Origin of the sequence: Sphingomonas segetis, from assembly GCF_009720245.1 — a bacterium.
GTDB lineage: Bacteria > Pseudomonadota > Alphaproteobacteria > Sphingomonadales > Sphingomonadaceae > Sphingomicrobium > Sphingomicrobium segetis.
Map to the genome: position 1 here is coordinate 1 of NZ_WJSQ01000045.1, position 17,792 is coordinate 17,792.

The window sequence follows — 17,792 nt, forward strand, 5'->3', positions numbered from 1 at the left end:
CGCGAACGGCCCGCTGGTCTGCGCGACGGCGCTGCCCGCGCAGGCCGCGGCTGCGCCCGACTGCAGGAATCCGCGGCGGCCCATGCGCAAGGTCAGAGGCTCGACAATGCCCGCATCAGGAACTGCTTGATCATGCGCCGGACCTCCGGAGTGGAGCGGCCGAGGATGCCGCGCGCGGCCTCCGGAATGTGCTCGGCGGGCTCGCCGTTCGCTTTAAACACATAATGATCGAACAGCACGCGCCAGGCCTCGCGCTCATGCTCGGGCAAATGGCTGATCGTCAGCAGCCCGTGGCCCAGCGCGTGCATTGGCGAGCCGGCGTCGAGCGGATGGTCGGTCCACCAGTAATTGACCAGCGCGTTGACCTCGCCGGTCGCCTGCACCGCGTGCCACCAGAGCGCGGGGATGTAGATCGCGTCGCCGGGCTCGAGGTCGGCGATGAGCGCGTGGCGTTCCGCTTCGCGATATTTGGGAAAGCGCTCGTAATCGGGCGCGTCGAGGTCGACCATGCTGATGGGCTGCCCGGCGATCGTCCGGTCGAGCGGCCCGACATACAGGTTTTCGACCTGTTCAGTCGGGAACAGGACGAACCGCCGCCTGCCGCCGACGACGCAGGCGATATTGTCCGCTTCATCATAATGCGGCGCGACTCGGCTGTTGTTGCCGATCCAGATGCGCGGCTCGGCCTTCGCGGGGTCGAGCAGCGGCATCGCATTCTCCGCGGCGAAACTCGGGAGCATGTGGCTGGTGCCGGTCGATCCCATGTAGATCGAGCGCTGCTTCTCGGCGGGATCGAGCAGCGCCTTCAGCAGAGCGCTGATCGTGGTCTCGGCAATGGCGAAGTTGAAGGCATCGACTCCGGGCGAATAAAAATAGCGGCCGGCGATGGAAGGCTGGCCGAGGAAGGCTTTCACTCGCGCCTGGTTGTCGCGAGCAGTGAGATAATCCACGAGGGCGGCCGTCGATTGCCGCGCCGCCTGTACCGCCGGCCACTCGGCGACGAGCCCGCGCAGGATCGCTGGCTCATGCCTCGTTTCGATTTCCTGATTGAACCGTGGCCGGTCGACCGAATGGAATTCATCGACTCGGCCCGCGTTCGACAGCTCGACACCCGTCGCCGGAGCGGTTGTCGCGGAAGTGGTCAGGCCACTCAGTGCGCGTGCGCTTTCGCGACCAATTCGGCGAACTTGTCGGCGGTCATGCCGAGCAGGAGGCCCTGGTCGTCCTTGCCGAACGCGATGAGCGGTACGCCGATCTTTATCTGGCCGGTGTCGACGACCGCCTGGCTGGCATCGACGGAAACGATCGTCCCGATCTTCACGCCGTTGCTGTCGCGCAGCGCCAGGCCCGGCTTGATGTCCGCCGCGGTGGCCGCGACTGCCGACTGGTGCTTGGTCGCGCGCTGCTCGACGTTGGACGACGACGCCTTGGGGTCAGCCGCGCCGATGAGCCGATTGTACTCCGCGTTGTTCTCGCGGTTGCCCTGCGTGATCTTGGTCGAATCGCCGGTGCCGGGGAGCGGCCCGGCCGGCGGAGCCATTTGCGCGGATGCCATGGTTGCGGCGCCGGCGCCAAGCGCGAGCGAGATGAGAAGTCGAGTTGCCGTGCGAGTCATGTCTCTTACCTGATTTCTGATAGCGCTATCACATGCACTGGGCGACAAGGAACCGCAACGGTTTGGCCGCGCCATCGATGTGTGCAGACCGGCCATTATGCCGCGGGGCGCCTGAACCCCGGCTTGCCGGTTCAGACCGCCAGTTCGACCCAAACCGGCGCGTGGTCGCTGGTCTTTTCCCAGCCGCGCGGCTCGCGGTCGACGCCCGCGCCTTCGAGCCTTTTCGCGAGCCCGGGGCTGAGCAGCGCATGGTCGATGCGGATCCCGGCGTCACGCTCGAACGAGTTCCGCCAATAGTGCCAGAAGGTATAGATGCGCTGGTCGGGGAAGAGGTGCCGCAGGGCGTCGGTCCAGCCCTGCGCAACGAGCTTTCGATATTTCTCGCGCGCTTCGGGCGCGAACAGTGCATCCTTCACCCAGCGCTCGGGCTTGTAGACGTCCTCATCCGTTGGGATCACGTTGAAGTCGCCCATCAATAGCCCCGGCGCGCCGCTGTCGAGCAGGTCGCGCGCGTGGGCGCTCAGCGCATCGAGCCAGGCGAGCTTGTAGTCGAACTTTGGCCCGGGCTTCGGATTGCCGTTGGGCGCATACATGTTGCCGATCAGGATCCCGCACACCGCCGCCTCGATGTAGCGGCTCTGCTCGAGGTTCGGGTCGCCCGGGAGCGCGCGGCGGGTTTCGACCGGATCGCCGACACGGCTCAGCAGCGCGACTCCGTTCCAGCGCTGCTGGCCGTGCCAGATCGCCGAATAGCCGAGGGCCTCGATCGCTTCGTGCGGGAACGCCTCGTCGGTGCATTTGAGCTCCTGAAGCCCGGCGATGTCGGGACGGAACTCCTCGAGCCAGCGAGTCAGCACCTGGAGCCGCGAATTGATGCCATTGATGTTGTAGGTCGCGATCCTGAGCCGGGTCTTTGCCATGGATCAGGAACCAACCGCGGCGCTTTGGGTTCTACCGCCGTGCTTCGGGTCCAACGATTCGTGTCTCCGGAGCGGAACCCGGGCTGAAAGGCCTGCGGATCGGCTCCGTTTGATGACGCGGACCAACGGAAGAAGCATGGAGAGCCCCGTCACGCGAGAGCGTGTCGGGGCTCTTTTTATAGCGATTCCAGCGAGTCGCGCACTTGTGCACCGAGTCTTCCACCGATTGACCCACAAGTTTGTCGCGTGGGCTACATTTTTGACTCGCATCCCTCGCCGAATCGGCTATCGTCATTTTGTGCTTAGGGAGTCGAAAGACAAACTCAGCATGGTGCCCCGGCAGGGTCAAACCTGCCGGGGCTACCCATTTCTGGGACAGGCGATCAGGCTCCGCGAGGAGCCTTTTTTATTGCCTGCATATCCGTCCAAGCCTCTGTATTGCGAGGAGCCGAAGGCGACGTGGCAATCCAGTAGAAAATCTATTTATACGAAGGCACTAAGAAGAGAAGTAAGGCACGGAGGAATGCGGCCTCATCTTCGCGGCTTCACTTCTTCTTCGTGCCTTCGTGTGAAAAATCTTCCTGGGCCGCTGCGCTGCGCTCGCGATGAACGTCAAAGCGCCTCCGGCCTCGCCTCCCCCAGCTTCAACCGCTTCGACCGGTCCGGCAGCGGATATTTGTTGCCGTTGGCGCAGTTGAACAGCACCACCCGTTCGTCGCGGCCGACCAGCCCCTCCCCGACCGCCTTGCGCCACGCGGCGAGCACCGCACCGCCTTCCGGGCAGAACAGAAAGCCATCGTCACGCGCGGCGTCTTCGACCGCCTTCAGGATCGCTTCGTCGGAGACCGCGATCGCGGCGCCATTGCTCTCGCGCACGGCACGCAGGATCAGGAAGTCGCCGACGGCCTTGGGCACCCGGATTCCGGTCGCGACCGTGGCCGCATTGTCCCACCGCTCGGCGAACTCGTCGCCGCGGTCGAACGCGCGCACCATCGGCGCGCAGCCCTCGGCCTGCACCGCATACATCCGCGGCCGCTTCGAGCCGATCAGCCCGACCGCCTCGAGCTCGTCGAAGCCTTTCCACATGCCGATCAGGCCGGTGCCGCCGCCGGTCGGATAGAAGATTGCGTCCGGCAGCTCCCAGCCGAGCTGCTCGGCGAGCTCGAACCCCATCACCTTCTTGCCCTCGAGACGGTAGGGCTCCTTGAGTGTCGAGCAGTCGAACCACAGCCCTTCCGCGGCGCCCTTGCCAACCAGCGCGCCGCACTCGTCGATCTGCCCGTCGGCGACATAGACGCGCGCGCCGTAGGCAGCCGTTTCTATGATGTTGATCTCCGGGGTTTCGGCCGGGCAGATGACCGTCGTCTCCATCCCGGCACGGGCGCCGTACGCTGCCAGCGCAGCGCCGGCATTGCCGTTGGTCGGCATTGCCATGCGCTCGATCCGCAATTGCTTCGCCATGGTCACTGCCATCGCCAGCCCCCGCGCCTTGAACGAGCCGGTCGGGAGCCGCCCCTCGTCCTTGACGAGCAGGTTCGCTCCCCCGGTCCGCTGTAATCGGATCAGCGGAGTCTCGATCTCCCCAAGGCTCACGGGTTCGCTGTCGTTGGGCAGCAGCTCGCGCCACTTCCACATGTTGGGTTCGCGCGCGGCGAGGCTCTCGCGTGTCAGCGTGCCTTTCGCCGCCTCGAGATCGTAGCGCACCAGAAGCGGCTTGCCGGCGCGACTGAGGTTGTGCGGCCGGCCGGATTCGTAGCGTTCACCGGTGAGCGAACATTCGAGGTGGGTCACGTTCATCGGGTCAACAATCGCTGTGGTGAGCGGGATGGTCGCGCTCTACCTGGATCGTGCAATGGTCGATATAAAAGCGGTCGTGAAGCAGCGTCCGCGCGCTTTCGAGCAGCCTATCGGGATAGTTCGCGTGGGCCGTCACGATATGCGCCGTCAGCGCGGTCTCGGTCGTGCTCAAGGGCCAGATGTGCAAGTCGTGCACGGCCTCGACGCCCTCAATGGCAGAAAGCGCCGCCTCGACCTCGTCGAGCGTGATCCGGCTCGGCACGCCGGCGAGCGACATCCACACCGATTCCTTGAGCAATCCGATGGTGCTCCACAGGATCATGACGGCGACGATCAGGCTCATCGCCGGGTCGATCCACTCCCTCCCTGTCCACAGGATCGCCAGTCCTGCGAGCACGACGGCGGCCGAAACCAGGGCGTCGGCCGCCATGTGCAGGAACGCGCCCTTGATATTGATGTCGCCCCTTCGTCCTCGCGCGAACAGCAAGGCCGTCGCGCCGTTGACGACGATACCGACGGCGGCAACGATCATGATCGTGCCGCCTTCCGCGGCCGATGGGTGGAACAGCCGGCGCACGGCTTCCGCGCCGATCGCTCCGACCGCAATCAGCAGCAGCAGCGAATTGCCCAGCGCGGCGAGGATCGGCGCCTTCTTGAACCCGTAGGTGAAGCGACGCGAACGCGCGCGCTTCGCCATCATCGCCGCCGCCCAGGCGAGCACGAGCCCGAGCACATCCGAGAGGTTGTGTCCCGCATCGGCGAGCAATGCCATTGAGTTGGCGAGAAAGCCGAACACGGCCTCGCCAGCGACGAAGGCGAGGTTGAGCGCGATTCCGATCGCAAACGCGCGCCCGTAAACGGCCGACGCGTGCGCATGATCGTGAGAATGTCGATGCTCGGCCACGAAGCCGCCCTAGCCGACGCGAGGTGCGCGGTTCAAATTGCCACGCGCCCGTGCGAAGGTGTCACTGCTTCGCCGTCGACGACCAGTGGATGTGCACGATCTTCCAGTCGCCGCCGGAGCGGCGAAGGATCATCGTCTCGGTCGTCGCCAGATCGACCGGTTTGCCCCTGTAGCTGCCCGTGGTTCGCCCTTCGGTGGCGATCCACGCGAGAGCGCCTCTCGATCCGCCGGTCCGCCGAGTGACGGATGGTGCAACGGCCTGGGAAAAAGCTGCATCGGCGGGGAGGTGCTGCGCCGCATATTCCGCCTTGCTGCGCTCTGCGTCCCCTTCCTCGAAGATCAGCGCATCATCCGCCAGCAGCGCGGCGGCAGCGCTCACGTCGCCTCTCCCCAGTGCGGCATGGAACGCGTCCACCGTCGCTGCTGCGCTTTGTGCCGACGCCGGCACCAGCGTCTGCGGGGCTGCACCCGCGCCTGGCTCGTGAGCCGCCGCGGGAGACGTCACAAACATCAAGGCCGCCAGTGCGGCGCCGCCAACGCGTTGCATGCAGTCTCCCTCAGTCGAGCTTGATCCGGACGAAGCCCATCGCCCCGGTCGGATTGCGCGCGCCGTAAAGCGGCGCAAGCCCTTCCGGCACGAAGTTCACGGCGAACAGGCCCCCGAGGCCGAGCGAGAAATGCCCGGCGACGCGAAAATCGCGAACGGCGCCGAGCGAGACCTTGCCGACTCGGAACGCGGGTCCGTGCTCCTCGAGATCGAGCAGCTCCCGGTTTTCCGTGATCTCGCCGCGGCCGAAGATCGTCCATGCGTCATGCTTGAGCGATGCCTCGGCGATGTAAGCATCGTCCTTGTGGTGCTCGATCGTCTTGCGTCCCCATGCCAGCGTGCCGGCGAGCTTCCAGCCGGTCGCGATCTCGTCCGCCCAAAGCGCGCTGGCCGACCAGCGCTTCTGGTCGACTCCCGGCTCGAGCTGCTCGGAATCGGCGAAATGCCCCCAGCTGCCTTGCAGCGAGAGCGTGCGAAGCGGGTTCCACGACAGCCGAATCGCGGTCGAATCCAGCGGACCGGTCTCGATGTCCCAGCGATGCTGGTCGGGCTCGCGGCCGTTGAAGCGGCTCGCCTCGATCTTGACGTGATCGAGCACGAGGCCGGCGGTCACCACGCCGAAGCTGATGTGCGTCGAATCGAGCCAGTGGTGGCTGATCGGCGCCTCGGACGAATCCATGATCGCTTCGCGGTGCATGAAGGCAGGGGGTCCAAATGCGGGTTCTCCCGGCAGGCCGGCATAGAGGAACACGCTCCTCTTCGGGCCGATGTTCTGCGACACCGATCCCGACAACTCCATGAAGAAATCATGCGGGTGCTGGCGGTCGATCAGCCGATCGCGGCCATTGGCCGTTTCCCCGGCGGCAAGCAGCAGCGGGTAGCCGCGCTTCCCCATCAGCGGGTCGGGACTAAGCATCGCCTTGAACTGAAGGGTGCCGTCACCGAGCGGCCGCCGCGCCATGCCCATCAGCATGCCCGACGCGAAAATTTTGTTGTCGCCGCGGCTGCTCGACTGGTGGTCGTAAACGAGATTGAGCGTGCCGTGGGCCATCAGCGTCCAGTCGCCGCTCATCACGTGCAGCGCGCTGTGCTCGGAGGTGTCCGGCTGCCACGCGGTGCCGGAAGATTCGCGTTCCAGGGGGTAAGAGCCAAGGGCGCCCGTCATGCTCCTCATGTGCGCGGCCTGACCGCTGTCGGGCATGACCATCTGCCCGTGGTTCATCTGCGAATGGTCCATTTGCGCAGGATTGGCCGTTTTGGCCGGGGCGGCCTGCGGCTGCTCCGGGGGTGCGGGCATCTCCATGCCCGGCATGGGCCGATGTTGCGCAAACGCAGCGCCGGGCACGCCAAGCAGCGCCAGCGGGCTCGCCGCGGCGATCATCGTAAATTTCACGAAATCTCTCCGAACATGGGAGACGGCGCAAGAGTCGCCGCCTCCCGTAAATGCTCAATGGCTCAGTGAGCGCCGTGCTCTTGATGGTCCTGCATACCCTTCATCTCGTGACCGGAATGCATCTTCTCCATCATGTCCTTGCAGCAGCAATCCTTCTTGTCCGCCATTTGACCGTGCTGAGCGTGGGCCTGGTGCGCATCCATTTGCATCTGCGGATGCTGGACAGGCTGGCTTGCCGGAGCGGCGCCCGGCTGTGCGGCAGCGGCTACTGCCGCGATCATCATCGTAAGCATCGTCAATCTCCTGAGTTCGAATGAAAGAAGTTCGGTTCGCTCAGGAGAACTTCGGCGGAGGCGTTGCCGTCTCAGGGACGAGCCCATCGTCCAGGTGCGTGTTGGCGGGCACAGGCGGACAACATAGAATGTGCGGCGGCGGCTCACGGTCAAGATCGGCCGCCGGCAGGGCTGCCGAACACGCCATCGTGCATGCTCCGAACCCGTTCGCAGGATGGGACTTGGAACTCTGATCCGGACAATGCTGCATCGCTATCCCCGCAGCGGCATGCCCGTGGGCAGCCGCCGGCGCCGCGGCCATGCCGAGCGGCATCAGCAGCACCGAAATCACGGCAAGGAGACGCAGGATGGCCGATGCCATGCCCGCCGAATAAGGCTTCGCCGAAAGCGGCTCAACGGGGGCAATCACCTTTTTGCACCTTCGAGGCCGCCGATGATAGGACAATACGGGCGGTCGTCGCCGTGGCAACTCGCGGCGAGATGCTCGAGCGAGCGGCGCATGTCGTGAAGCGCCTCCTCCTTGCGCCTGAGCTCGGACGCGCGCGCGAGCGCCAGCGCCTTCACGTCGGCGCTCGCGCGGCTCCGATCCTGCCACAGCTCGAGCAGCTTGCCGATCTCTTCGATCGAGAAGCCGAGGTCGCGCGCGCGGGCGATGAACTGCAGCGTGCGCACGTCGCGTTCGTCATAATCGCGATAGCCGGAGTCGCGGCGCGCCGCCTTGGGCATCAGCCCGACCTTCTCGTAATGGCGGATCATCCGCTCGCTGATGCCGCTCGCGGCCGAGGCCTGGCCTATCTTCACAACCGCACTCCGCGCAGCCGCAGCGAGTTGCCGATCACGGTCACGGAGCTCAGCGACATCGCCGCCCCAGCAAGCATCGGCGAGAGAAGAATCTTGAACCACGGGTAGAGAGCGCCCGCCGCGATCGGCACGCCGACGGCGTTGAACACGAAGGCGAAGAACAGGTTCTGGCGGATATTGCGCATCACCGCGCGGCTGAGGTGACGCGCGCGGACGATCCCGCGCAGGTCGCCTTTCACCAGCGTGATGGCGGCGCTCTCCATCGCGACGTCGGTGCCGGTGCCCATCGCGATCCCGACGTCGGCGGCCGCGAGCGCGGGGGCGTCGTTGATCCCGTCGCCGGCCATCGCCACGCGCCTGCCTTCGCTGCGCAGCTGCTCGACCTTCGCCTGCTTCTGGTCGGGCAGGACCTCGGCCATCACCTCGTCGATGCCGACGCGCCGGGCGACCGCGTCCGCGGTGCGCCGATTGTCGCCGGTCAGCATGAAGATCCGGATTCCATCCCGGTGCAGCTCGGCGATCGCTTGAGCCGCCGTCTCCTTGACCGGATCGGCGACGGCGAACAACCCCGCTAGCTTGCCGTCTATCGCCGCGAACATAACTCCTTCGCCCTCGTCGCGACGCTCGTCGGCCTTGCCCTGGAGCTGCGACGGGTCGATGCCGAGCTCGCGCATCAGCGCGGCATTTCCAAGGGCCACCTGGCGTCCGTCGACGCGTCCGGTGACGCCCTTGCCGGTGCGTGATTCGAATTCCTCTGCCGCCGGCAGGGCGATGCCCCGCTCCGCGGCGCCCTCGACGATTGCGGCCGCAAGCGGGTGCTCGCTTCCGCGCTCGAGGGCCGCTGCCAGCCGAAGCACGTCGGTTTCGCCGAACCCGCCGGCGGGTTCGACCGCGATCAAGGCCGGCCTGCCAACCGTGAGGGTTCCGGTCTTGTCGACGACCAGCGTGTCGATCTTCTCCATCAGCTCGAGCGCCTCGGCGTTCCTGACGAGCACCCCGGCGCTCGCGCCGCGACCGGTGCCGACCATGACCGACATCGGGGTCGCCAGCCCGAGCGCACAGGGGCAGGCGATGATCAACACAGCGATCGCATTGACGATCGCGTGGCTGAGCGGCGGCGCAGGCCCGAACAGCCCCCACAGGACAAAGGCAATCAACGATACCGCGATGACGCTCGGCACGAACCAGGCCGAGACCTGGTCGGCGAGCTTCTGGATCGGTGCGCGCGAGCGCTGCGCCGCGGCGACCATTCGCACGATCTGCGACAGCATCGTGTCGCGGCCGACGCGCTCGGCGCGCATCAGCAGCGACCCGGTGCCGTTCACCGTCGCGCCGGTCAGCTTGTCGCCCGCGGCTTTCACGACAGGTACCGGCTCTCCGGTGATCATCGATTCGTCGACCGCGCTGCGGCCCTCGACGACGATCCCGTCGACCGGCACTTTCTCCCCTGGCCGGACGCGGACCACGTCGCCGACGTGAACTTGCTCGAGCGGGACATCCTCCTCCGTGCCGTCGCGGACACGCCGCGCGGTCTTGGGCGCAAGGCCGAGCAAAGCGCGGATCGCCTTGCCGGTGGCGGCCCGCGCGCGCAGCTCGAGCACCTGGCCGAGCAGCACCAGCGTGGTGATGACCGCCGCCGCCTCGAAATAGACTGGGACGGCGCGATCCATGGTCCGGAGCGGGTTCGGGAAGAGGCCGGGCGCCAGCGTGGCGACGAGGCTGTAGAGGTAGGCGACCCCCACGCCCATGCCGATCAGCGTGAACATGTTGAGATTGCGCGTCTTGAGGCTTGCCCAGAAGCGCTCGAAGAACGGCCAGCCGCCCCACAGCACGACCGGCGTGGCGAGCGCCAGCTGGACCCATGCCGAAGCCCGCATCGAAAGCGGCTCCCAGCCGGTCATCTCCGCCCCCATGGCCAGCACGACCAGCGGGAGGGTGAGCGCGGCGCTGATCCAGAAGCGCCGGCTCATGTCGATCAGCTCGGGGTTGGGCCTTTCCTCCGCGGTGGGCTCGAGCGGTTCCAACGCCATCCCGCAGATCGGGCACGTCCCCGGTCCGTCGCGGCGGACTTCCGGGTGCATGGGGCAGGTCCACACCGCGCCTTCCGCGGCGTCGGGCAGCGCGTCGTCATGCTCCGCCGGGTTCAGGTAGCGGTTCGGGTCGGCCTTGAACCTCTCGAGGCAGCCGGCATTGCAGAAGTAATAAGGCGTCCCGTTCAGCTCGTACTGATGCGCGGCGGTGCGCGTGTCGACCTTCATCCCGCAAACGGGGTCAGTAACGATCGTGCCGTGGGCCGCGCGAGGCCCCTCGCGGTGATGCGAACGGGCCGCGTGGGTGTATGCGGCCATGGCTGGTTTCTCCGTTGTGCGACTCGTGATGAGAGGGCTTGTGCACCTTGACATGATGTCAGGGTCAAGGCGCCGAAGGCACAACGCTTCACGCGCGGGGACGGGCGCCTCTCACGCGCGCGCAATAAAAAGAGGCGGTTCGGGAAGGGGGATCCGAACCGCCTCCTGTCAGCGCGCCTGGGGAGCGAAACGCGCTGGGGACTATGCGCCTCTCAAATGTCGATACCGGCGGCGATGGCCTCGAGCTTGCGGACGCGTTCGCGCAGGTCCGCGATCTCGATCCGGCCCGTGGCGGGCGGGAGGCCGCGGTCGCCGGAGACCTGGGCCAGCTCCATTTTCTTGAGCTCGAGCCACCCGCTCCAGGCCTTCAGTCCGGCGAGACTGGCGCCGCCAAGCCCGAAAATGATGCTCGCGCTCAGCACTGCAATCGTGATCGGTTCCATCACTTCTCCTCCTGGCGGAGCGCTTCGATCTCGCGCGCCAGCTCTTCGTTCTGACTGTTGATGTGATGATCGATGGCCATCAGTCGGCGGTCGGTCTCGTCGAGCTCGGTCCGCATCGCGTGCACGCTCGGCTTGCGCCGCGCGGCGATGTCCATCCGGTCGAAGTCGCTCATCCGTCTGTCGCCGGTCATCGCGCGCTTCTTCTGGATCGCAAGGAAGATGCCGACGATCGCGTAGGCGATGATCGCGGTGGTGAAATCCACCGGCGTCAGCAGCGGGATCGCGACCCACGCGATGCGGATGAAGGTCGGGTCGATCCCGCTCATCGCTCCCAGCGTCGAGCAGACGCCGGCGATTTTCGCGTCCTTGCGATCGAGCGAATACGGGTAAATCTTGCGTGCCATCGTCATAGGTCCCCTTCCGTCGGTCAGTTGACCCGCGCCTTTAGCGCGGCTTTCATGGCTTCCAGCTCGGCGTCGATCTTCTCGCTCGCGCGAAGCTGGTCGATCTCGTCCTCGAGGCTGGTGATTCCCAGCGCCTCGCAGCGGCCTTCCGCGAAATCGGCGCGGCGCTCGAGAAGCTCGAACTTGGCGAACGCCTCGAGCGTCCGGCTGCCGTGCATGATCTCGCGTGCCTTCGCCCTGGTAACGGCGCTCTCGATCCGGGCCGCGATCGCGTTCTGCCGCGCCCGCGCCTCGCGGAGCTTGGCCTGGAGCCTGGCGATATCGGCTTCGTAGCCGCGCAGCACCTGCTCCATCTGGTCCATCTCACCGCGCAGGCTGTCGGCCATCTCGCCGGCCTGCTGCCTTTCGGCCAGCGCGGCCTTGGCGAGGTCGTCGCGGTCCTTCGACAGCGCGAGCTCGGCCTTGGCCGTCCAGTCGGCCTGCAGCTCGTCGAGCCGGCTTACGGCGCGCCGCATCTCCTTGATGTCGGCAATTGAGCGCGCGGCCGTCGCGCGGACGTCCACCAGTGTCTCTTCCATCTCGAGGATGATCATCCGGATCATCCGCGCCGGGTCTTCCGCCCGGTCGAGAAGCTCGGTCATGTTCGCCGCGAAAATGTCACGAGCACGGCTGAACACCGGACCGCTGAGCCAGCCCGCAATGGGGGCGAAACGCCCTACGTTGGGCTGGGACTCATCGGCGGTTTCGACCTCGATCAGGCGAGGCGTGCGAACCGGGACCTTTGCTTCGAGAACTTCGAGTTCAGGCATTGAGAGAGACCTCGATGGAGTTGGCATTGGCTGAAGCCGGACCAACGGCTGCGCCGACCGCGACCGTGCTCATGACGAGCGCCGCGGCGATGGCGACGAGAGTGCGGGTGAATGGCGACTGCGACGACATTTGAATTCTCCTTTTCTCGCCCGCCCTTTTGTTCGCGGGTCGATGCGACTAGCCAATCAAGGAGTGTGCCAATCCCGGAAAACTGCAGGAAACGATCGCCGAGCGAACCGTTGGCCGGATTTCCCAACCAAGAGTTGGTGCGGAATCCCAATCGCGTGGTCGGGAACATTCGCCACCGCCTCCGCGCTGATGCGTCAGCAAAGCAACGGAGTTTCAGCGATGATTGGCAAACTGTTCGGGGCGTGGCTCGGCAACAAGGTTGCCGGCAAGAACGACGGCGCGAAAGGCGCGATCCTCGGCTATGGCGCTGCGGCGGTCGCCAAACGCAGCGTCCCGACGCTAGCGGCGCTCGCGCTCGGCGGCTGGGCGTTCAAGAAGTGGCGCGAGCGTAAGGGCTCGCAGCCGTCCTACCCCTCGGAGGCTTCGCCCTCCTGAGCCTCGCCTTCGGCCGGGTTCTCGAAATAGGGTTCTACCAGCCCCTTGAGCTTGATCGTCATCGGCTGGCCAAAGCGGTCGCGGCTTCGGCCGGCGGCCACGCGGATCCAGCCCTCCGAAATCGAATATTCGATGACGTTGGTCTTTTCCTGCCCGTTGAACTTGATGCCGACGCCGCGGCTTAGGAGCGCCTCGTCATAATAGTCGCTGCGCGGGTCGAGCGAGAGGCGGTCGGGCGGGGTGTCTGACGAAGCATCGGCCATGGGCGCGCCTTAGCCAGCGCGTCTCGGGCCTGCAACTTAGCGCGTCGGCTCGATCTTGATCTCGCTGACCTTGCCGTCGTCGTGGGTGACGACGAACAGGGTGCCGTAATCCTGCTCCGTGAGCGCCACCGCCCGCTTGCCGCCAAACCGCGCGACCAGGTCGGGCACCGTATTGCTGTGGCCGACGACGAGCACCGCGCCCGTCATCGCGGCCACCCTCGTGGCGAGCGCCTCTGGATCGGCCGGATTGTAAGGCGTCACGATGATGCCGAGCTTTGCCGCGAGCGGCTGCGCAGTCTCCATCGCCCGTTTCGTCGGGGTCGCGAAGATCGCCTTGATCCCGCTCTTGGCGAGCATGCCGGCAACTGCCTGCGCGTTCGCCGCACCTTCGGCCGACAGCGGCGGGTCGGCGCCCTCGGCCTTCTGGAGGTGCCGCATCACGAACACGGTATCCGCGGCGAGCGCCGGCTGCGCGACGGTAAGTGTGGTGAGCACGGCGGCGACGATCGTCAGGAATTTGCGCATGCTCACGGTCTCGCGCCGATCGGCGATCGAAGCAAAGCGAATTTCGATGAACGCATGGTGTCAGTCTCTGTGGCAAAGGGTTGATGTAAAGCACACTTGTCACCGCCAGTTGCCGCGCCGCCGAGTCCGGACTAAGCGCCGCCGCTGGAGAGGATATGAGCGACAAAGATCCGGATTTGCGCCGCAATGCGCCCAAGCTCGAGCTGCACGTGCCCGAGCCGGCGTTTCGGCCCGGCGACACGCCGGACTTCTCGTCGCTGACAATCCCCGGCGCGGGTGAGGCGCCGCGCCCCGACACCAGCGCGCCCGCTGCCGACACCCATTCGCTGACGACCGCGCTGGTCCGCGTGCTCGGCGACGACGACAGAGCCGTCGGCGCGTGGGACCCGAAGCTCGACCCCGACACGCTGCGCAAGATGCTGCGCGACATGGTCACGGTGCGCGTCTTCGACGACCGCATGTACCGCGCGCAGCGACAGGGGAAGACCAGCTTCTACATGAAGTGCACCGGCGAGGAGGCGATCGCGGTCGCCGCGGCCGCGGCCCTAACCCAAGACGACATGCACTTCCCGACCTACCGCCAGCAGGGGCTGCTCATCGCGCGCGGCTATCCGCTGACGGAAATGATGTGCCAGATCTACTCCAACAAAGGCGACAAGCTGCGCGGACGGCAGCTGCCGATCATGTATTCGGACAAGCGCCATGGCTTCTTCTCCATTTCCGGCAATCTCGGCACGCAATTCCCTCAGGCGGTCGGCTGGGCGATGGCCAGCGCGATCAAGGGCGACAGCCGCATTGCGATGGGCTGGATCGGCGACGGAGCCACCGCCGAGGGCGACTTCCACGCGGGCATGACCTTCGCAGCCGTCTATAATGCGCCGGTCATCCTCGCGACGGTGAACAACCAATGGGCGATCTCGAGCTTCTCGGGCATTGCGGGCGCCGAGCGCGCAACGTTTGCGCAACGCGCGGTGGGGTACGGAATCGCCGGGCTTCGAGTCGACGGCAATGACGCGCTGGCCGTCTATGCCGCGGTCAAATGGGCGGCCGAACGCGCGCGCTCCAATGGCGGGCCTACGCTGATCGAGTTCTTCACCTATCGCGCCGAGGGCCATTCGACTTCAGACGACCCCTCCGGCTACCGCCCGGCGAGCGAAGCCAAAGCATGGCCTCTCGGCGACCCGATCGAGCGGCTGAAGTCCCATCTGGTCGCGCTCGGCGAATGGGGCGAGGAGCGGCACGCGTCCATGACCGCAGAGTGTGACAGCGCGGTGCGCGACGCTCAGAAGCAGGCCGAGAAGCTCGGGATCCTCCCCGAACAGGGCAAGGACGACATCGGCTCGATGTTCGAGGACGTCTATGCCGATGTCCCGTGGCACCTCGCCGAGCAGCGCGACCAGGCCGTGTCCGAGGGCGGCGAGTAGATGGCCACCTTCAACATCATCCAGGCGCTCAACGACGCCCATAAAATCGCGATGCGGGCGGACGAGGATGTCGTCGTGTTCGGCGAAGACATCGGCTATTTCGGCGGCGTTTTCCGCGTAACCGAGGGGCTCCAGCGCGAGTTCGGTAAAACCCGGGTGTTCGACGCGCCCATCAGCGAGGGCGGGATTGTGGCAGCCGCCGTCGGCATGGCGGCGTACGGCCTTAAGCCGGTGATCGAGATCCAGTTCGCCGACTACATCTACCCCGGCTACGACCAGATCGTCGGCGAGGTCGCCAAGATCCGCTACCGCACCGCCGGCGAATGGACGATGCCGATGGTCATCCGCACGCCCTACGGCGGCGGTATCTTCGGCGGCCAGACACACAGCCAGTCACCCGAGAGCCTCTTCACCCACATCGCCGGTCTCAAGGTCGTGATCCCGTCGACTCCCTATGATGCCAAGGGCCTGCTGATCGCCGCGATCGAAGACCCCGACCCGGTGATCTTCTTCGAGCCCAAGCGCATCTACAACGGCCCGTTCGACGGCCATCATGACAAGCCGGTGAAGCCCTGGTCGAAGCATCCGGCCAGCGAGGTGCCGGAAGGCCACTACACCGTGCCTATCGGCAAGGCGGCGGTGGTGCGCGAAGGGCCCGACCTGACGATCCTCACTTACGGCACGATGGTCCATGTCGCGCTCGCGGCGGTTGAAGAGCAGGGCTTGGACGCCGAGGTGATCGACCTTCGCACGCTCGTTCCGCTCGACCTCGAAACCATCGAGGAGTCGGTCAAGAAGACCGGCCGCTGCCTCGTCGTCCACGAAGCACCGCGCACCAGCGGCTTCGGCGCCGAGCTGGTCGCGCTGGTCCAGGAGCGCTGCTTCTACCACCTGGAAGCGCCGGTCGAACGAGTCACCGGTTGGGACACGCCGTACCCGCACGCCTACGAATGGGCCTATTTCCCCGGCCCCAAGCGCATGAAAAAGGCCCTTGAGAAAGTGACGGCCGACTGATGGCGAGATACGAATTCAAGCTGCCCGACATTGGCGAAGGCATCGCGGAGGCGGAGATCGTCGCCTGGCACGTCAAGGTCGGCGACACGATCGCCGAGGACCAGCAGATCGCCGACATGATGACCGACAAAGCGACGGTTGAGATGGAATCGCCGGTCGCAGGCAAGGTGATCGAACTTGCCGGCGAAGTCGGCGACCAGGTGCCGATCGGCTCGGTCCTCGCGGTGATCGAAACCGAAGGGGCGGACCGGGCGGCGGGGCCGGCCGAGGACAGCAAGGACGAGCGGTCGCTTGGCGATGGCGCGGTCGAGCCGACGCCGGAGCAGGCCGAGGAGTTTCCCGTTACGAAGGTGATCGAGGAAGCGGGGACCGCTCGCAGTGAGCCTGTCGAAGAGCTGTCTTCCATCTCCACGGCCGAAGAGAAGGGCAGTCCTTCGACAGGCTCAGGACGGATGGGTGGCGGTGCTCACGTACTGGCCTCCCCCGCCGTGCGCGCCCGTGCGCGCGACCTCGGCGTCGACCTCAGCCAGGTGAAGACCGCGAGCGACCGCGTCCGCCACTCCGACCTCGACGCCTACCTTCTGTACAACGGCGGAACCGTCTCGAGCCGGCCGGCAGCGCCACGCAAGGATGAGACGATCAAGGTCGTCGGTCTGCGCCGCAAGATCGCCGAGAACATGGCGGAGGCGAACCGCCGCATCCAGCATTTCACCCTGGTCGAGGAATATGACGTCTCCGCACTGGAAGAGACGCGCGCGATGATGAACCAGGACCGCGGCTCCAATCCCAAGCTGACGCTCCTGCCGTTCCTGATCACCGCCCTCGCCCGCGGGCTTGCCGAATGGCCGATGCTCAATGCGACCTTCGACGACGAGGCGATGGTGATCACCCGCCACGGCTCGGTCCAGATGGGAGTCGCGACCCAGACCGCGAATGGGCTGATGGTCGCGACCATCCGCGAGGCCCAGTCGCGCTCCGTGTGGGAGCTTGCATCGGAGATTGCGCGCCTCTCGGAAGCGGCGCGAACCGGCAAGGCGACTCGCGACGAGCTCGGCGGCGCGACCTTCACCATCTCGAGTCTCGGCCCGATGGGGGGCGTCGCGTCGACCCCGGTCGTGAACCCGCCGCAAGTGGCGATCGTCGCCGTCAACAAGATCGAGGAGAAGCTGGTCCCGGTCGATGGCGAGATCGAGGTTCGCAAGCGGATGAACCTGTCGCTGTCATGCGACCACCGGGTCGTGGACGGCTGGGATGCGGCGAGCTTCATGCAGACGCTTAGGGGCTTTATCGAGAACCCGCTGCGGCTGCTCAGCTGACACATGCAATCGCCGGAACTCGCAAGCGAAATCGCCGAACGGCTCGTCGGGCGCGGCATCGCAGCGGGCGCGACCGCCGCCGACGCGCTCTATGCGGGAAGCCGCTCCTCGAGCGTGCAGGTGCGGCTCGGCGAGCTCGAGGACGTCAACCGCTCCGAAGGGGAGGAGATAGGGCTCAGGCTTTTCGTCGGGCAGCGCTCTGCGACGGTGGCCTCGTCCGACCTGTCGGAGGAAGCGCTCGGCGTGCTCGTCGAGCGGTGCCTTGCGATGGCCAGGGAAGCGCCGGAAGACCCGTATGCGGGCCTCGCGCCGGCCGAGCTGCTGCTGCGCGGCGAGCCGCCGCACCTCGACGCTGACGACAAGCGCGATCCGGACCCCGCGGAACTTCGCGCCCGCGCCCTGGAAGCGGAA

General features: G+C 66.2%; 22 protein-coding genes. 5 read left to right on the forward strand and 17 right to left on the reverse strand.

Annotated features, from left to right (window positions below; all coding sequences use genetic code 11):
• Nucleotides 1-92: 92 nt before the first annotated feature.
• From GH737_RS06310 to GH737_RS06375, 15 genes are all read right to left on the reverse strand, one after another.
• Nucleotides 93-1,178, reverse strand: a complete 1,086-nt coding sequence (locus GH737_RS06310) for a cupin-like domain-containing protein (protein ID WP_155264003.1) — start codon at nucleotides 1,176-1,178, stop codon at nucleotides 93-95.
• Complete coding sequence (locus GH737_RS06315) at nucleotides 1,151-1,615, reverse strand: hypothetical protein (protein WP_155264004.1); 465 nt, start codon at nucleotides 1,613-1,615, stop codon at nucleotides 1,151-1,153. The genes GH737_RS06310 and GH737_RS06315 overlap by 28 nt, the downstream gene beginning before the upstream one ends.
• Before the next feature lie 131 nt (nucleotides 1,616-1,746).
• Nucleotides 1,747-2,535, reverse strand: coding sequence for an exodeoxyribonuclease III (gene xth / locus GH737_RS06320; RefSeq protein WP_155264005.1), 789 nt, complete (start codon nucleotides 2,533-2,535; stop codon nucleotides 1,747-1,749).
• Between the two features lie 612 nt (nucleotides 2,536-3,147).
• On the reverse strand, nucleotides 3,148-4,332 hold the full coding sequence (locus GH737_RS06325) for a threonine synthase (RefSeq protein ID WP_155264006.1): 1,185 nt from the start codon (nucleotides 4,330-4,332) through the stop codon (nucleotides 3,148-3,150).
• Nucleotides 4,333-4,336: 4 nt separating this feature from the next.
• Nucleotides 4,337-5,236 (reverse strand): cation diffusion facilitator family transporter, encoded by a 900-nt coding sequence (locus GH737_RS06330; protein ID WP_155264007.1) that lies wholly within the window; start codon nucleotides 5,234-5,236, stop codon nucleotides 4,337-4,339.
• 61 nt (nucleotides 5,237-5,297) lie between these two features.
• Entirely contained in the window at nucleotides 5,298-5,783 is a 486-nt protein-coding gene (locus GH737_RS06335) for a nuclear transport factor 2 family protein (RefSeq protein ID WP_155264008.1), read from the reverse strand.
• 10 nt (nucleotides 5,784-5,793) lie between these two features.
• On the reverse strand, nucleotides 5,794-7,176 hold the full coding sequence (locus GH737_RS06340) for a hypothetical protein (RefSeq protein WP_230558664.1): 1,383 nt from the start codon (nucleotides 7,174-7,176) through the stop codon (nucleotides 5,794-5,796).
• 62 nt (nucleotides 7,177-7,238) lie between these two features.
• Complete coding sequence (locus GH737_RS06345) at nucleotides 7,239-7,469, reverse strand: hypothetical protein (protein ID WP_155264009.1); 231 nt, start codon at nucleotides 7,467-7,469, stop codon at nucleotides 7,239-7,241.
• A 40-nt stretch (nucleotides 7,470-7,509) separates the two neighbouring features.
• The gene (locus GH737_RS15180; RefSeq protein ID WP_196233014.1) at nucleotides 7,510-7,830 is read right to left on the reverse strand and encodes a hypothetical protein; all 321 of its coding nucleotides are present in this window, start codon (nucleotides 7,828-7,830) and stop codon (nucleotides 7,510-7,512) included.
• A 44-nt stretch (nucleotides 7,831-7,874) separates the two neighbouring features.
• Complete coding sequence (gene cueR, locus GH737_RS06350) at nucleotides 7,875-8,270, reverse strand: Cu(I)-responsive transcriptional regulator (protein WP_155264010.1); 396 nt, start codon at nucleotides 8,268-8,270, stop codon at nucleotides 7,875-7,877.
• Complete coding sequence (locus GH737_RS06355; protein ID WP_196233015.1) at nucleotides 8,267-10,618, reverse strand: heavy metal translocating P-type ATPase; 2,352 nt, start codon at nucleotides 10,616-10,618, stop codon at nucleotides 8,267-8,269. The genes cueR and GH737_RS06355 overlap by 4 nt, the downstream gene beginning before the upstream one ends.
• A 212-nt stretch (nucleotides 10,619-10,830) precedes the next feature.
• The gene (locus tag GH737_RS06360) at nucleotides 10,831-11,061 is read right to left on the reverse strand and encodes a hypothetical protein (protein ID WP_155264012.1); all 231 of its coding nucleotides are present in this window, start codon (nucleotides 11,059-11,061) and stop codon (nucleotides 10,831-10,833) included.
• Entirely contained in the window at nucleotides 11,061-11,465 is a 405-nt protein-coding gene (locus GH737_RS06365) for a PspC domain-containing protein (RefSeq protein ID WP_196233016.1), read from the reverse strand. Before GH737_RS06365 ends, GH737_RS06360 begins: the two co-directional genes overlap by 1 nt.
• A 23-nt stretch (nucleotides 11,466-11,488) precedes the next feature.
• Nucleotides 11,489-12,106 carry a PspA/IM30 family protein gene (locus tag GH737_RS06370; RefSeq protein ID WP_230558667.1) on the reverse strand — a complete coding sequence of 206 codons (618 nt, stop codon included), beginning with the start codon at nucleotides 12,104-12,106 and terminating at the stop codon, nucleotides 11,489-11,491.
• Between the two features lie 160 nt (nucleotides 12,107-12,266).
• A complete protein-coding gene (locus GH737_RS06375) occupies nucleotides 12,267-12,404 on the reverse strand; it encodes a hypothetical protein (protein WP_155264015.1) in 138 nt (45 codons plus the stop codon).
• Nucleotides 12,405-12,623: 219 nt separating this feature from the next.
• On the opposite strand from GH737_RS06375, the gene GH737_RS06380 reads away from it, so the two are divergent.
• Nucleotides 12,624-12,839, forward strand: coding sequence for a hypothetical protein (locus tag GH737_RS06380; RefSeq protein WP_155264016.1), 216 nt, complete (start codon nucleotides 12,624-12,626; stop codon nucleotides 12,837-12,839).
• Here GH737_RS06380 and GH737_RS06385 read toward each other — a convergent pair.
• Nucleotides 12,812-13,102, reverse strand: coding sequence for a DUF3297 family protein (locus GH737_RS06385; RefSeq protein ID WP_155264017.1), 291 nt, complete (start codon nucleotides 13,100-13,102; stop codon nucleotides 12,812-12,814). The genes GH737_RS06380 and GH737_RS06385 overlap by 28 nt on opposite strands.
• Before the next feature lie 36 nt (nucleotides 13,103-13,138).
• On the reverse strand, nucleotides 13,139-13,627 hold the full coding sequence (locus tag GH737_RS06390) for a SixA phosphatase family protein (protein WP_230558668.1): 489 nt from the start codon (nucleotides 13,625-13,627) through the stop codon (nucleotides 13,139-13,141).
• Nucleotides 13,628-13,782: 155 nt separating this feature from the next.
• Here GH737_RS06390 and GH737_RS06395 point away from each other — a divergent pair, with 155 nt between their 5' ends.
• The 4 genes from GH737_RS06395 to GH737_RS06410 form a co-directional block, all read left to right on the forward strand.
• Nucleotides 13,783-15,051: a 3-methyl-2-oxobutanoate dehydrogenase (2-methylpropanoyl-transferring) subunit alpha gene (locus GH737_RS06395; protein ID WP_155264019.1), complete on the forward strand. Its 1,269-nt coding sequence runs from the start codon at nucleotides 13,783-13,785 to the stop codon at nucleotides 15,049-15,051.
• Complete coding sequence (locus tag GH737_RS06400) at nucleotides 15,052-16,065, forward strand: alpha-ketoacid dehydrogenase subunit beta (RefSeq protein ID WP_155264020.1); 1,014 nt, start codon at nucleotides 15,052-15,054, stop codon at nucleotides 16,063-16,065.
• Nucleotides 16,065-17,381 carry a dihydrolipoamide acetyltransferase family protein gene (locus GH737_RS06405; protein WP_155264021.1) on the forward strand — a complete coding sequence of 439 codons (1,317 nt, stop codon included), beginning with the start codon at nucleotides 16,065-16,067 and terminating at the stop codon, nucleotides 17,379-17,381. Before GH737_RS06400 ends, GH737_RS06405 begins: the two co-directional genes overlap by 1 nt.
• Before the next feature lie 3 nt (nucleotides 17,382-17,384).
• The coding region (locus GH737_RS06410) for a PmbA/TldA family metallopeptidase (RefSeq protein ID WP_275401946.1) at nucleotides 17,385-17,792 on the forward strand (408 nt) is incomplete at its 3' end.